The sequence below is a fragment of the Asaia sp. W19 genome, assembly GCF_003994335.1.
Classification (GTDB): Bacteria; Pseudomonadota; Alphaproteobacteria; order Acetobacterales; family Acetobacteraceae; genus Asaia.
Genome location: NZ_PNQZ01000013.1, coordinates 384,718 through 399,804, shown reverse-complemented (window position 1 = coordinate 399,804; position 15,087 = coordinate 384,718). Strand labels below are relative to the sequence as shown.

Sequence of the window (15,087 nt, the reverse complement as noted above, 5' to 3'; positions counted from 1 at the left end):
TGAAAACAGGTGAGTGACCGGGCCGTGACTTGCGCCTGTGGGTCTGCCTCCGGCATATCTCGCAAACTTTCCTGGAGTTTGCCGGACCGATCATGCCCCAACGTCCCGTTCAGAAACCTGCCCGTCCGTTCTTTTCCTCCGGGCCCTGCGCCAAGCGCCCGGGCTGGACGCTGAACGCGCTCGATGGCGCCCTGCTGGGCCGCTCGCATCGCGCGGCTGAGGGGCGGGCTCGGCTGAAAGACGTGATCGATCGGTCTCATGCCCTGCTCGAGGCCCCTTCGGACTGGAAGATCGGTATCGTCCCCGCCTCTGATACGGGCGCTGTGGAGATGATCCTCTGGGCGCTTGCAGGGGAACGCCCTATCGATGTTCTCTCCTTCGAGAGCTTCTCCGGACTCTGGGCGCAGGACCTGCGCGATGTGCTCAAGCTTGATGACCTGACCGTTCATGAGGCGCCCTACGGGGCACTACCCGACCTGACGCGTATCGACTGGTCGCATGACGTGGTTCTGACCTGGAACGGTACGACCTCGGGCGTGTGCCTGCCTGGCCCGGACAGCATTCCGGCGCAGCATGAGGGGCTCGTGATCTGCGATGCTACCTCGGCCGCCTTTGCGATGGATCTTCCCTGGGATCGTCTGGATGTGGTCACCTGGTCGTGGCAGAAGGCGCTGGGTGGTGAAGCCGCGCATGGCATGATCGCCCTCAGCCCCCGTGCCGTGGCGCGTCTGGAACAGGCTGCGCCACGCCCCCTGCCCAAGATCTTCCGCCTGACCAACAAGAAGGGGCTGATAGATGCCATCTTCTCGGGCGATACCATCAACACCCCCTCGATGCTGTGTGTCGAGGATGCGTTGGACGGGTTGCGCTGGGCTGAGGCGATTGGCGGCCTCAAGGCGCTGAAGGAGCGTTCGCGCCGCAATTTCGACGCGGTGGCACGCTGGGTGGCAGACACCACCTGGGTGGAATTTCTCGCCAGCGACCCCGCGCAGCGTTCGACCACGTCCATCTGCCTGCGTATTACGGCCCCCTGGTTCACGGCCCAAGATGTCGAAATCCAGCAGAAAATCGTCAAGCGTCTGACAGGGCTCATCGCCGATGAGGGGGCGGGTTACGACCTCGCCTCCTATCGCGATGCGCCGCCCGGTCTGCGTATCTGGGGAGGGGCCACGATCGAGGCTGAGGATATCGAGGCGCTTCTCCCCTGGCTCGACTGGGCCTATGAGAGTGTCAGCATGGAATACGCCGCATGAAACTGACCGACGAGCCCGATACCGCCCTTTTGCCCTCAGGGTTCATCGACCTTTTGCAACACGAGGCCGAGGCCGAGGCGCAGGGAATCGAATCCGTCATGGATGTGTTCGCCGCCCATGGTTATGAGCGGGTGCGCCCCCCTTTGCTGGAATTCGAAACTTCGTTGCTCCATGGCGCGGGTCAGGCGCTCGAGGAACAGACTTTTCGTCTGATGGACCCGGATTCCCGGCGTATGATGGCGCTACGCCCGGACATGACCACCCAGATCGCCCGTATCGCCGCCACGCGGCTGGCTGGCACATCGCGTCCTCTGCGCCTGTCCTATGCCGGGTCATGCATTCTCGTCGGAAGTCCCGGGCGCGAAGGCGAACGCCAGATCAGTCAGGCCGGGATCGAGCTGATCGGTGTCGATTCCGTCGAGGCGGATTGCGAAGTCGTGCTGATTGCGGCCGAGGCTCTCGAAAAGCTCGGGATCGAGGATTATTCCTTCGATCTCTCCTGCCCGGCGCTCGTTCAGGCGCTTGTGGCGCTCTCGGGCTATACTGGGACCCGGCGTGCGCAACTCGTTCATGCGCTCGATCGCAAGGATATCGCTGCCGTCGCGGAGCTGGGCGGGCCGGTCGCCTCGGTGCTTACGGCGTTGGTCGAGGCTTGCGGGCCTTCCGAAACGGCGCTGCTGCTGTTGGAAAAACTCGACCTCCCACCCGAGATCCGTATTCATGCCGAACGCCTGATGGCCGTTGTGCGCATGCTCCATTCCCGCGCGCCCGCATTGCGTCTGACGGTCGACCCCGCCGAGTTCCGGGGCTGGCAGTATCATACGGGTGTTTGCATGACCGTCTTTGCCAGGAGTCAGCGCGAAGAACTGGGGCGTGGCGGTCGTTACCAGGCGCAGGGAGAGGAACCGGCCTGTGGTCTGACCTTCCGTCCCGAGGTGCTGCTGCGCGCGGCCCGTCCCATCATCCTGCGCCCACGCGTCTATATTGCCGCCGAGATGCAGGATTCACCCGGCGCGGCGCGGCTGCGGGAGGAAGGCTACGCTACCGTGGCCGGTCTCGAGCCCGTCGAGGACCTGTCTGCCGAAGCGCAGCGCCTGAATTGTACCTTCGTTTTCGTCGCCGACGAACTCATCACGCTGTAAAAGGAAAAGAGCATGTCCAACGTCACCGTCATCGGCACCCAGTGGGGTGACGAAGGCAAGGGAAAGATCGTGGACTGGCTGGCCAGCCGTGCGGATATCGTCGTCCGCTTCCAGGGCGGCCATAATGCCGGTCATACACTCGTGGTGGGCGATCAGGTCTACAAGCTCTCCCTCCTGCCCTCTGGCCTGGTTCGCGGCAAGACGGGCGTGATCGGTAATGGCGTCGTGGTCGATCCCGAGGCGCTGCTGGCCGAAATCGACCGTGTTTCTGCACAAGGTCTGGTGGTCAATCCCGAGACGCTGTGGGTCGCCGATAACGTGCCGCTCATCCTGCCGCTGCATGTCGCGACCGATCGCGCCCGCGAGGCGGCACGCGGCGACCGCAAGATCGGTACCACGGGGCGCGGTATCGGCCCTGCCTATGAGGACAAGGTCGCGCGTCGCGCCATTCGTCTGTGCGATCTTTCGGAGCCCGAAACGCTAGACTGGAAGCTTGATGAGCTGCTGCTTCATCACAACACGCTTCTGGCTGGTCTCGGCGCGCCGACTTTCACCAAGCAGGAAATCCTGGATCATCTGGCGAAGCTGGCCCCGCGTGTGCTGCCCTTCGCCTGCTCGGTCTGGGAACGTCTGGACGAGGCGCGTCGCGCCGGTCGTCGCATCCTGTTCGAGGGTGCGCAGGCCGTCATGCTCGATGTCGATCACGGCACCTATCCCTTCGTCACCAGCTCCAACACGGTTGCGGCAGTTGCGGCCAGCGGCAGCGGCGTTGGTCCCGGTACGGTGGGTTTCGTGCTCGGTATTGCCAAGGCCTATACCACCCGCGTGGGCGAGGGGCCGTTCCCGTCCGAACTGTTCGATCAGGTCGGGCAGGATCTGGGCGAGCGTGGGCGCGAATTCGGCACAGTGACGGGCCGCGCGCGCCGTTGCGGCTGGTTCGATGCCGTACTGGTGCGCCGCGCTGCGCGTGTTGGTGGTGTCAGCGGTATTGCCCTGACCAAGCTCGATGTGCTCGACGGGTTCGAGGAAGTGAGGATCTGCGTCGGGTATGAGCTCGATGGCAAAATCATCACCTCCTTCCCATCCAGCCCGGCCGCACAGGCGCGTCTGAAACCGGTTCTGGAATCGATGCCCGGCTGGCAGGAAACGACCTTTGGGGCGCGTAGCTGGGCCGATCTGCCCGCCGCAGCCATCAAGTATATCCGCCGTATCGAGGAACTGATCGAAGCTCCTGTGACGCTGCTTTCGACCAGCCCGGAACGCGACGACACCATCCTGATGCGCGATCCTTTCGAGGACTGAGCTGGAAGAACGGGCCTTCGGGCCCGTTTTTTTTTGCGTAGACGTCTGGACTTCCTGTCAGTCCAGGCGGTGCAGAGGATGCCCCATGCTCTGCCGCATTTTCTGCGGAGAAAGCCCATAGGCGCGGTTGAAGGCACGTCTCAATCGCTCGGGATCAGCAAATCCGACCTGCCCTGCAATCAACTCGATGGGTGTTTTTGAGTTGATGACCCGCTCACGAGCGGCCTCCAGGCGCAGGGCCTCTACGGCCTTGGCTGGGCTCATCGATGTTTCGGTCTTGAAGCTGCGTGAAAAATTACGCGCGCTCATTCCCGCCCGAGTGGCCAGAGCATCGATCGAGAGGTCGTCGGTGAGATGCGCACGGATCCAGCCGAGGAGGCTGGAAAACCGGTCAGTCCCGTGCGAAATCTGAACCAGAGACGAGATCTGGGATTGTCCCCCGGGGCGATGATAATAGAGCACCATCGTCTGGGCGACACTTTGGGCCACCGCCTCACCGGCATCTTCCGCCAGAAGGGCGAGCGCCATGTCGATGCCAGCCGTGATACCCCCTGACGTCCAGACCTGACCGTCGCGGATATAGACGGCGTCGCTTTCGATTTCGGCATCGGGGGCGCGTGTTTCCAGATGGCCTAGATCCTGCCAGTGGGTCGTTGCCCGACGCCCGGCCAGAAGGCCGGCCTCTGCAAGAAAGAAAGCGCCGGTGCAGACGCTACACAGGCGGCGTGTCTGACGTGCCTGCTGTCTGAGGAAATCAGCGATGGGGGTATTATCCAGTCGTTCACGATAATAGGCGCTGCCCACCACAATGAGCGTGTCGAAGCTCTCCCTGGCATCCAGCAATGCGGTCTCGACGGCAATACCTGACGAGGAGCGCACGAGCCCACCTCGGTCAGAAAGCATGGCGATCTCGTACGAGACGGTACTCATCACCCCGCCAATCTCAAAGACAGCAGCGGGTCCGGTCGCATCGACGATCTGGAAATCCGGATAGAGGATGAAGCCGATTTTTTTTCGCATGGCCTAAAATGAGGGATTTCTGTCGTTGTGGTCAATATTCCCGTCGATGTATCAGGCAAGCAACAAAGAACGGAGACTGGGCCTGTCTCGGGCAATACGCAATAAATAAGTCGGTCATTGTTCCTGTATCATGATCGAGTATTCTATATCGTAAGGTATTCGTCCAAGAAGACAATAGTCGTTATTTCTGGATCGTAAAGACCTGGATTGTGCCTTTCGTCGCCCGTTCGCTGCGACTGACCAAGAGTGATGAGGAAGGTGCGTCATGGGATTGGGTGGCTATATTACGCTCTACAACGATACCGATTACGATCTGAAAAAAGGCGCGGGTGGCGCCTATCAGATGCGTTTTCAGGCACCCGACCTCATACCCGCGCATGAATCGCGCAGGTTTTATGTGGAGTGGGGGCAGAGCGGCAGCGTTGCAGACGACGATAGTGCCTATGCTGATTATGTCGTCCAGGATGGAACCGGACGCGTTGTCACGATCGAGGCCTGGGCACGGGGCGGCAAGCATTTCCAGATGCATTTCAAATCCTATAGTCAGCCCGGCTACCCAATCGGCAAGATCGTCAATATCGGCTGGCAGCATGATGGTACCGTGGGTTTCCACATAACCCAGCCCGTCGTACCAAAGCCGGACCCCTGCTTTCTCAAAGGCTCCCTCATCCTGACGCGGGAGGGGTACAAACCTGTGGAGACCATCACTCCAGGAGAAACCGTGATCACCATGGGCGATCACGGACATGAATTCCGAAAGGTGATTTATGTCGGGCATAGTCGTCGCATTGTCGATGCCGCAGAGGGGCTGGGGCCAGACGAGGCAGGGTGGCCGGTATGTATCCGGGCAGACGCTTTCGGACCCCGGACACCGCGTCGGGATCTCTGGCTCACATCTGAGCATTGCGTGCTGGTCGGGGATCGTCTGATCCCCATCCGGATGCTCGTGAATGGGGTCAGTATCTTCTATGATCGACGACGGCCCGTGTATGATTATTATCATATTGCCACCCGTACCCATTCGATCATCCTTGCAGAAAATCTCTGTACCGAGAGCTATCTGCCGGGTGATAACGAAGCCGGGTTCACGATGCGCCAGGGTTCATTGGCCGAGATAACGGCACCGTTCCATCCAGCGCGGCCTATTGTGACGGACCGAGCCGTTGTCGAGCCTTTGTATCGCGCGCTTGCTGGGCTGGGGCAGGATGACGCGATCAGTGACATTTCCGCTGGGCAAATGACGGACGATCCGGATCTCCACCTCGCTCTACCCTGCGGTATGAAAATTGCCCCGATCTCCGTGGAGGGAGGGATCGCCCTGTTCAGTCTGGGCGCGGGCGTCGAGCGCGTATTCATACGGTCGCGCGCCGGGCGGCCCTGCGATACGGTCGGGCGCTTCATCGATGACAGGAGACGCCTCGGAGTCCTGATCGGGGCTGTCACGGTGCAGGACATGCACAGCCGGACCACGCGAGAGATCGATTTCCAAGACCCTTCGCTCAACGGATGGCATGACCCCGAACAGAATGACACGCGCTGGACCGCTGGATCGGCCGAGCTTGTCTTGCCTGAAACTGTTCAGGCCAATGAGGCGTATCTTGCAGTGCGTATCGTGCGAAGCGAGGCGTACCGGCTATAGAGCCCGCGCGCGCCACGCCCTGATCACGCCGCAGCATCTATCGATGGCGCAGGCAACATGGCCTGCCCCTCGTTTAACTCATGACCGGCATATCAGATATCGAGACGATATCCGAGCAAGACCTCATGCGCGTAGAGATGGCCCTTGAGCTGCTCGTCTTGCAGGTTGCGGGCATTGCCGAAGCCGTTCATGCTGGTATGGACGTTGCCAATATCCGCAAAACGATAACCGAGATCCAGCGTGTGGCGTCCTCCCAGGCGTTGGGATAAACCGGTCCCGACCATGTACATGAGATTTGTATTGGTGTTGGGCAGGAATACGCGGGTATCATTGCCCTGCCAGCCGGTGGATCGCGCAATTGCTACACCGACGCCTGCCATCAGAAATACGGAACTGCGCTCCGTCAGCGCAATATCGCGATAGATATTGACCGTCGCGCGCTGAACCTTGTTCGAAAAATGATTGAGGCTGGTCGGGAAGCGCGTTGAACCACTCGTATAGCTGGTCTTGCGGGGGATCACGTACTCGGCTTCAACGCGCCAGCTCGGTGTCAGTCGCTCGCCAAAGGCGAAGGACCCGGAGGGAAGGTTCGCGGTCTCGCGCCCTTTGACGAAGGCGCCAATGCCGGGGCGGAGACTGGTATCCATCGCCGTGATCGAGTCAAAGCTGCCAAGCAGGCGTGCCGAGAGATAGAGATGCGTCAGCGGCCCGGGTGTCACCATCTGCGATTTTTCCGGTGTCGGCGCGCGTGCGGATTGCTGAAGGTCCGGCCGCGTATGCAGTGTCGCGTTGGGGGCAAGACCGGCATCGGTCGACGCAGCGAAAGCCGTGGCATCGCCAAAGACAGCCAAAAGTCCTGCGAAGAATACTCTTCTCATCGCATTATATCCTTTATCTTACTTTATCGGCGAGTTGTCCGGCCTGTCACTGTGACCTTGGCGCATTTGTTTGTTCATACATTGAACGCAGTAATAAAAAGACCGTATACTCGCGTATCTAGCTAGGTTTTTATTGTTTGTTCTCATAGTGAATAGTATTCACTATGAATGAACAAAATTTCATGGCTTGCGCTGTGCCGCTACGGATCGATGCGCACTGATTTATGCAAGCGGCCCGGAATTGGGTCTCGCAGCGCTCATTGCTGGTCGACATCCCCATATTCTCGCGTCGGCTGCCGCCGGGGCACTGGACAGGGAATGATGGAGAACACACGCAAAGATGATCTGAGGCCTGTGTAGATGATGCCTCATTGCCGCACCGTATCGGCTTGTCGTGCAGGGAGGCTTCAACACGAAAACTTGTCTTTCGAAATGAAAGATTCTCTTTCTTACTTTCCTGTAATGCCGCGTAAAGGCGGCCGAAGCGACAGGAGAGATCATGCAGTCCGCCGTCCCGTCATTTTCAGACCCTACCGGCTCCCCCGGTCCTGCCGGCAACGGACGCAGGCGTGTCTTCATCGCCTCCTGTGTGGCGGGGCTTGCCGGTGTGCTCTTCGGTTATGATCAGGGGATCATCTCGGCAGCGCTGCTGACGCTGGGAGACAGCTTTTCACTCGGCACGCTGGGCAAGCAGGCGATAGCGGCAGGCATGGTCGCGGGTGCTCTGCTCGGCTGTATGGGGGCGGGGCCGCTCTCCGACCGGTGGGGGCGTCGTCCTGTCGTTGCTCTCGCCGGTGCGTTGTTTCTTCTGGGCTCTGTGGGGTCGGCGCTTGCACAGTCTCCTACGGAGCTGACCCTGACCCGTATCGTGCTTGGGTTGGCCGTAGGCGGGGCGAGTCAGATCGTGCCCGTCTACATCGCCGAACTGGCGCCCGCCTCGCGACGCGGCCGACTGGTGCTTCTGTTTCAGCTCGCCATCGTGGGGGGCGTGCTGGCGTCATCTCTCGTTGGATGGGCGCTCAGCGACGATCCCCTGCTCATCCGTCTTTTCAGCCGGGGCGGGGATTGGCGCATCATGTTTCTGTTAGGGGCCGTCCCGGCACTGATGTTGCTCATCGGCCTCATCTTCCTTCCCGAAAGTCCACGCTTTCTGGCCTCCAGAGGGCATGTCGAGCGCGCACGCGCCATCCTGCTTTCCCTGCGCGGTCCTGATGAGGACCCCGAAGCCGAAATGCGCGATATTCAGGGGGCGGCGGGTGAGACGGGCAGTTGGCGTCTGCTTTTTTCACGCAAGCTCAGGCCCGCCCTGATTGCAGGTACTGGCCTGGCCATGTTCAGCCAGATCACCGGGACGAACGCCGTCCTGACCTACGCGCCTACCATTCTCTCCGGGGCCGGGTTTGATCGCAATTCGGCCTTGCTGATTTCCATCGCCATCGGCGTGACGATCACCATCGCGACAGTTTTCGGTTTCTGGGCGGTCGATCACTGGGGGCGCCGCCGCCTGATGCTGCGTGTTCTGCCCGGCTCCATTCTGGCGCTTCTCGTACTGGCCTTCGTCTTTTTCGGCGGGGATCCTCAGGGTATGGGCAAGTTCTTCGCCGTCGGCGGATTGCTGGTCTATGTGCTGTGCACGCTGGGCAGCATCAATGCCTCACTCTGGCTGGTTGGGGCGGAGGTGTTCCCTCTCTCGGTGCGCGGCAAAGGCATGGGGCTGGTTACGATTTCCCACTGGTCCTTCGATCTGCTGATTTCGCTCGTGACCCTGTCGATCATTTCCCTGATTGGCGTGTCCGGCACCTTCATTCTCTTCGCAGGTATGACCAGCCTTGGCTGGGTATTTATCCGCAAATGCGTACCGGAAACGAAGGGACGTTCGCTGGAGGCGATCGAGCGCAGCCTGCATGAAGGTGATTTTCTCTCCCATGGCTGAGGTCGTGGCGAATTGGCTATATGATAAGGGTCAGGGGCGCGAATACCGCCCTGGACTCACGCCTGTCAGGGCCTTGAAGGCGGCGGTAAAGGCACCCTGGCTCTCATAGCCCACCGAGAGCGCAACGTGGGTCACGCGCTCGCCTCGCGCCAGACGCTCCCGCGCATTCAGGATACGCAGCCTTTGCCGCCAGGCACCGAAAGCGAGGCCGGTATCCTGGCTGAAATGCCGCACGAAAGAGCGTGGCGACATTCCCGCCAGATTGGCCCACTCCGCCTGTTCACGCTTATCCGAAGGGTCATGCGACAGAGCCGTCGTGACCCGCTTGAGACGTTCATCGCTGGGCAGGGGCAGACAGGTCTCGTGACGCGGCAGAGCGATGAACTCGTCCCAGAGCGTCTCGGCGAGGCGCGCCGTTCTGTCGGAAACGGGGCTCTGAGTCGCATCCCGCGCCAGTCTCTCAGCCTGTGCGTTCAGGAGTGCGGTACCCTGCGCCATGAAGGGCGTGTGGGGAAGCAGCGCGCAACGCACGCGGCTAAGGTAGAGGCTCCACCCCTCTACTGCACCGTGTGAGCGCGCTTCATGCGCGAGGTAAGGGGGAAGCCAGAGGAACTGGCCAGGGCCGATCAGCCAGTAGGCCCGCTCGGTCCGGAGCCCCATAAGGCCGGACCGGATACCAAAGATCTGTCCGCGCGCATGGTGATGGCGCTCGGCAATCCGGCGCGTGAGCTGGGCCATGGATCCGCCAAGGAGCCAGAACGCAGCGTCCCTCTCGTCATCGGCTTCATCCGGGGTCATGCAGGGTCTGGCGCGCATGAGTCATTTTATGGCGCAGAAGCGGCGGAACGCCAAATGCTCCCGCGTTAAAACCTGTCAGGCGCTCCGGATTTGAAGAAGCGTAGGCAGAGGGAGTAAGAGAATGGATATCGGATTTGTCGGTCTGGGCGCCATGGGACAGGCCATGGCCCTGCGCCTGCAGAAAGCAGGGCATACTCTGACCGTCTGGAACCGCACGCGGGCCAAGGCCGACCCGCTCGAGCAATCAGGCGCATTCGTGGCTGAAACCCCGGCTCAACTCGCGAGCCGTTCCGACATTGTCTTTTCCATGCTGTTCGACGATGCGACGACCGAGTCCGCGAGCTTTGGCGCACAGGGTATCGCCGAGGGGCTGCGCGATGGCGGGTTGCATATCTGCTGCAGCACGCTTTCGCTCGAGCAGGCACGCAGGTTGCGCGACGGTCACGCCGAGCGCGGTCAGGCCTATGTCACGGCCAATGTGCTGGGCCGTCCGCCAGCCGCGCAGGACGGCTCGCTATACGTGATCGCCGCAGGCGAGGCTTTACAGATCGAGCGGGCGATGCCTTTGCTCGCGTGTCTGGGGCAGAAGGTCTTCATAGCCGGATCGGATCCGGTGCAGGCCAATCTGGTGAAACTCTCCCTCAATTTCATGATCTACTCCACGATCGAGCAAATGGCTGAGGTCTTCACGATCAATGAGAAGCTGGGCACTGATCCCGCCCTGATGTTCGAGATCATGACCAACAGCTTCTATACCGCACCCGTGCATCGCAACTATGGAAAGCTGATGGTGGCGCAGGACTACGATCAACCCGGTGCCCCTGTCACGCTCGGACTCAAGGATGTTGCGATGTTCCTGGCGGCTGGAAGCGAGCAGAGAGTTCCCTTGCCATTCGCGTCGGTCACGCGTGATCGGCTTCTAGCCTCTATCGCTGCGGGGGATTCAGAGCGCGACTTTGTGGTGCTCCAGGAGAGGGTGCGCCAGGAGGCCGGGCTGAAACCGCGCTGAGCCGGGATGCGATCACAGGCGCGGTCTCTTGTTGCAGCCCCTCATGCGCTCCTGTGCGTGGGGTCATCCATGATGCCATGCTGCGCCTGTATAGAAATAGTGGCCCAGCCCGAGCGTGAAAATGAGGCAGCCAAAGAGACTATGTTCCAGGCAGGAAAGGCGCAGCGAGCGATGGCGCTCGTAATCGCGAGCGAACAGGACGCCGCCTGCCACAGTCAAGGCGACGGCGATCCAGTTCAGAAAGATGACATGGGCAAACCCGAAGGCGATCGCGCTGGCCGTGATACGCCGTAAGGGTGTTTCCAGAAGGGCTGCGTAGCGTGTGAAGAGAAACTGACGGTAGAGCACCTCCTGCGGCCAGACCGACAGCAGAGGGTAGAGCAGCATCAGAAGGAGCCAGAAACCAGGCCGATGGCGGGGCAGCTCCAGGAAATGCTCCGGTGCGAGTTGCCAGCACAGAAGGGCCAGACCCGATCCGAGTACCAGAAACCGCCCGAACACGACCGCGATCTCACGCTTTCGATGATGCGGCCGGGCGCGGGTACCATTCATCCACCAAGCCGCCAGCAGAGCGGCCACCCAGAGGAAGATAAAGAGTACCATCGCCCTGCGCAGAGACAGGATGAGCAAGGGTGTTCCCCCAAACAGGAGCATGAATTCAGCGCCCAGACGCATCGTGCCCCAGCGGGAACGAGCCGGTCCGGTCTCCGGGGGGATGCCAGGATGCGTCATGAAATCTCCTGCTTTGTGGAATCGGCGCTCTCGGTTCAATGCGGCAACAGGCTGTTGGTTCAGGCCGTTCAGGACCGATGAGAGGATCGAAAGGGGTCACTTTTCCTCCCAGTACAGGCGCCTTCCCTGGCAGATGCGCCGCCCAAAGCGTCAGGACAGTGCTTAAATTCAAGAAACAAACTTAATCTGTAAACGTCGCCAGAAATATTGTTGCGCGTGGCGTGGCCCAAGATGTGCCGCAATGGTTGCTGAGCCTGGATAATGGAATCGTGAATGTTTAGGGGAAAAATACGTTTTTCTGTCGTTTATGGAAATATATCTCAAAATGACAGTCTTATAACTATATATATTATATTTGAAATTCGATGATTTTATGAATATGGACTATTTCGTCATACTTCATGAGTGCGACGGATTATTTCTTCTGTTTATTTATTTGAAATATTGTCCACATTGATACGTGTCCTCGTAAGGCGTTATTTCCTTTCCGCAAGGGTTATCGGCAGGGCGATGGACGCCGCTTTCGAAAGCCGCAGATTTTATCGGATGGGATTCTCTTCTTCAGCCATGAGGAAGGGAGGCATCGGGGATCCTGGGGATCGCCGGAAAGGAACGAGGGATGGCTACGCCGCTGTCAGGAAGCTGGGTTGCAAGGAATGTTGACGGGAAAACCGTCTATCAGAGCGGTACGGTCACCGTAGAGCCGCCGCAATCCTTTTCAAACGGAACCTATCTCTCGATTTCGAGTGGTGCTGTCGTCACAGGGCTGAGCGGCACAAATCTGACCGTGACCCTTTTCAACGGCGGCGTTCTGTCTGGCGCCGAACTGAATGCGGGTGTGGTGCGTGTATCGGCGGGTGGTATCACCAGTGCGAATGCCTTCAACGGTGTCTCTCTGACCGTCAGCACCGGGGCCAGTTCGGTCAATGACACATTTTTCGCCTCCTCCGGCGCCGTCATTAATTATGTCAGCAGTGGCGGGACGATTCTGGGGGCGACGGTCATGTCGGGCGTCACCCTCACTGTCTGGGCGGGGGCGACTGTCTCGGGCATTCTGGCGACCAGTGGCGGGTCAGCCATGATCCCGACAAGTGCGCCGGGCACCAGCGCTGTCAGCGGTGGCTATATCAGCAATGGCGGGATGGTCTATTCCGGCTATATGGGCAACGGCGACAATATCCGTAATGGCGCGGTGCTCACCGGCACGTGGTCTGCAGTCAATGTCGGGGGTCAGACGGTCTACAAGAACACGACGATGACCGTCAGCGGACCGGTCATTCTCAACGCTGCGACCCTTTATATCATGTCAGGTGCCACGGTGACCGGGCTTGGGTGCATCGAGGCCTCCATCCCCACGATCAGCATCTATGCAGGGGGCGCGCTCACCGACTCCCACGTGACGCGCACCTATGTGCGCGTCAATAGCGGGGCCTCTGTGAGCGACAACCGCTTCGATGGATGTGCAGTCACCCTCAATCCCGGCGCAACCTCCACGGATGACAGCTATTCCTGGTACAATTATGCGGTCCAATCCGTAACGGTAGGCAGCGGTGCCACGATCACCAATGCGACGGTCAACAATAACACCATGATCAGCGCCGCAACGGGCGCGACGGTGAATGGTCTCGATATCACCTCGGGCGGATCGGCCTATATCGGTTCCGGCGTCAATCTGTCCGATCTGCATGCCGAGGCGAATACCTATCTCGAGACCTACACCTCGATGGGGGGCACGATCACCCCGCCGACGACCCCGCCCACAGGAACAGGAACCGTTCTCAATGGTACGTGGAGCGCGGTCAAATCGGGAAGCACCACCGTGTATCAGAGTGGGGCAACCATCGTGCAGGCACCGGCAACGCTCGGCACGGGTGCTGTCCTGACGATCATGAGTGGCGCGGTTGCGAGCGGCCTCTCGGGTATCTCCAACACAGTGTATGTGCAGAATGGTGGAACGCTGCTGAGCTCCTATGTCGGGAATGGCGCGGTGTATGTCAGCGCCGGGGGCATCACGAGTGGCAATATGTTCAACTCGGTACCGGTCAATGTTCTCGCGGGTGGCAGCTCCGTGAGCGACCTCTATTACAATAATGGCTACAACGTCGATCTCGCGACGGTTCAGGCTGGCGGCTCGCTGATCAGCCCGCAGGTCGGTTCCGGGGGCAATGTCTCGGCCTATACGAGTTCAGTCGTGCTCGATCCCTCAGTCGGAACGGGCGGGCATCTTGTGGTCAACAAGGCTGTTACCGAGGTATGCTTCGTGAAAGGCACGCATATCCTGACAGCGCGCGGCGAGGTCCGTGTGGAGGAACTCGAGATCGGCGAGGCAGTGGCGTGCGTGGTGGACGGAGAGATTCTCTATCGCCCTATCCTCTGGATCGGCAGCCGCTTCAACCGTCTTGAGCCCTATCAGCCGGACGACCTCGCCGGATATCCGGTGCGCATCCTGGCTGATGCCTTCGAGCCCGGCATTCCTTCGCGTGATCTGCTGGTGACGCCTGAGCATTGCTTTGCGTTCGAGGGGCGTCTGCTGCCGATCCGCATGCTGGTCAACGGGCGGACGATTTTCTACGACAAGGCGATCCTGAGCTACGAGTATTTCCATATCGAGCTGGCTGACCATGCGATCCTTCTGGCCGAGAATACCCCGGCGGAAAGCTATCTCGATACTGGTAACCGCGACGGACTGACCGCCCGGGGGAATGTCTCCATCCTTCGCCATGGCGCTTTGCCGGAGCGGGCGCTGCCGCTCTGCGTCGATCGCGATTTCGCCGAGGCCCTGCATCGTCGTTTTGCCGGAGAGCAGGCGCCCCGTCAGAACATATCGGTCATGCATGATCCCGATCTGAAGCTTGTCTGTCCGAGTGGTGCGACACTCAGCCCAACACGCAGGACAGGCAGTAACTACGTGTTCCAGCTGCCTGCGGGTCTGTCCGAGGTCAGAATCGCGTCACGCACGGCACGTCCCTGTGACATGATTGGACCCTATGTGGATGATCGCCGCCGTCTCGGCGTCATGGTGGGCGCAGTCAATCACTTCACGGCGTCAGGGCACGGTGTGATTACTACCCATACGAGCGCCTCGCGTGAGTTGGGCTGGCACGAAGGAGCGGAAATCGGGCGCTGGACCGATGGGAACGCCACCCTTACGCTGGGTGACACAGCCTCGACGTCAGAGAGCGTACTGACGATCGAAATCCTGGCGGCAGGGCCGTATTGCCTCGATGAGGATGTCGTGCACCTGCAAGCGGAGAGGGTCGTAGCTGCCTAAACGGCCCCGAAAGGCCCCCGCGATCCGGTGGGGGCCTCACACGGCGCTTGGGCCTGAAAACGCGACCTCAGGACGATGAGAAGGGAAACAGGGGACGTTCCCCCGGAGTT

Annotated in this window: 11 protein-coding genes; 7 read left to right on the top strand and 4 right to left on the bottom strand. The window is 60.3% G+C overall.

The window, feature by feature from the left end:
• Positions 1–92: 92 nt before the first annotated feature.
• The 3 genes from C0V97_RS03415 to C0V97_RS03405 are packed head-to-tail and all read left to right on the top strand — an operon-like array spanning position 93 to position 3,697.
• Positions 93–1,253 (top strand): phosphoserine transaminase, encoded by a 1,161-nt coding sequence (locus C0V97_RS03415; protein ID WP_127100671.1) that lies wholly within the window; start codon positions 93–95, stop codon positions 1,251–1,253.
• On the top strand, positions 1,250–2,395 hold the full coding sequence (locus tag C0V97_RS03410) for an ATP phosphoribosyltransferase regulatory subunit (protein ID WP_127100669.1): 1,146 nt from the start codon (positions 1,250–1,252) through the stop codon (positions 2,393–2,395). The genes C0V97_RS03415 and C0V97_RS03410 overlap by 4 nt, the downstream gene beginning before the upstream one ends.
• Positions 2,396–2,407: 12 nt before the next feature.
• Positions 2,408–3,697 (top strand): adenylosuccinate synthase, encoded by a 1,290-nt coding sequence (locus C0V97_RS03405; RefSeq protein WP_127100667.1) that lies wholly within the window; start codon positions 2,408–2,410, stop codon positions 3,695–3,697.
• A gap of 57 nt (positions 3,698–3,754) precedes the next feature.
• Here C0V97_RS03405 and C0V97_RS03400 read toward each other — a convergent pair whose 3' ends face one another.
• On the bottom strand, positions 3,755–4,717 hold the full coding sequence (locus tag C0V97_RS03400; RefSeq protein WP_127100665.1) for a GlxA family transcriptional regulator: 963 nt from the start codon (positions 4,715–4,717) through the stop codon (positions 3,755–3,757).
• Positions 4,718–4,982: 265 nt separating this feature from the next.
• Between C0V97_RS03400 and C0V97_RS03395 the strand changes: the two genes are divergently transcribed.
• On the top strand, positions 4,983–6,356 hold the full coding sequence (locus C0V97_RS03395; protein WP_127100663.1) for a Hint domain-containing protein: 1,374 nt from the start codon (positions 4,983–4,985) through the stop codon (positions 6,354–6,356).
• A 92-nt stretch (positions 6,357–6,448) separates the two neighbouring features.
• Here the strand turns inward: C0V97_RS03395 and C0V97_RS03390 are convergent, their stop codons facing one another.
• Positions 6,449–7,234 (bottom strand): porin family protein, encoded by a 786-nt coding sequence (locus C0V97_RS03390; protein ID WP_127100661.1) that lies wholly within the window; start codon positions 7,232–7,234, stop codon positions 6,449–6,451.
• A 499-nt stretch (positions 7,235–7,733) separates the two neighbouring features.
• Here C0V97_RS03390 and C0V97_RS03385 point away from each other — a divergent pair, with 499 nt between their 5' ends.
• Positions 7,734–9,167 carry a sugar porter family MFS transporter gene (locus tag C0V97_RS03385; RefSeq protein ID WP_127100659.1) on the top strand — a complete coding sequence of 478 codons (1,434 nt, stop codon included), beginning with the start codon at positions 7,734–7,736 and terminating at the stop codon, positions 9,165–9,167.
• A gap of 30 nt (positions 9,168–9,197) precedes the next feature.
• On the opposite strand, the gene C0V97_RS03380 is transcribed toward C0V97_RS03385, so the two are convergent.
• A complete protein-coding gene (locus C0V97_RS03380; protein ID WP_127100657.1) occupies positions 9,198–9,965 on the bottom strand; it encodes a helix-turn-helix domain-containing protein in 768 nt (255 codons plus the stop codon).
• A gap of 121 nt (positions 9,966–10,086) precedes the next feature.
• Between C0V97_RS03380 and C0V97_RS03375 the strand changes: the two genes are divergently transcribed.
• Positions 10,087–10,974 (top strand): NAD(P)-dependent oxidoreductase, encoded by an 888-nt coding sequence (locus tag C0V97_RS03375; protein WP_127100655.1) that lies wholly within the window; start codon positions 10,087–10,089, stop codon positions 10,972–10,974.
• A gap of 63 nt (positions 10,975–11,037) precedes the next feature.
• On the opposite strand, the gene C0V97_RS03370 is transcribed toward C0V97_RS03375, so the two are convergent.
• Positions 11,038–11,706 carry a CPBP family intramembrane glutamic endopeptidase gene (locus C0V97_RS03370; protein WP_233581937.1) on the bottom strand — a complete coding sequence of 223 codons (669 nt, stop codon included), beginning with the start codon at positions 11,704–11,706 and terminating at the stop codon, positions 11,038–11,040.
• A 619-nt stretch (positions 11,707–12,325) separates the two neighbouring features.
• Here C0V97_RS03370 and C0V97_RS03365 point away from each other — a divergent pair.
• Positions 12,326–14,977 carry a Hint domain-containing protein gene (locus C0V97_RS03365; protein ID WP_127100653.1) on the top strand — a complete coding sequence of 884 codons (2,652 nt, stop codon included), beginning with the start codon at positions 12,326–12,328 and terminating at the stop codon, positions 14,975–14,977.
• Positions 14,978–15,087 lie beyond the last annotated feature (110 nt).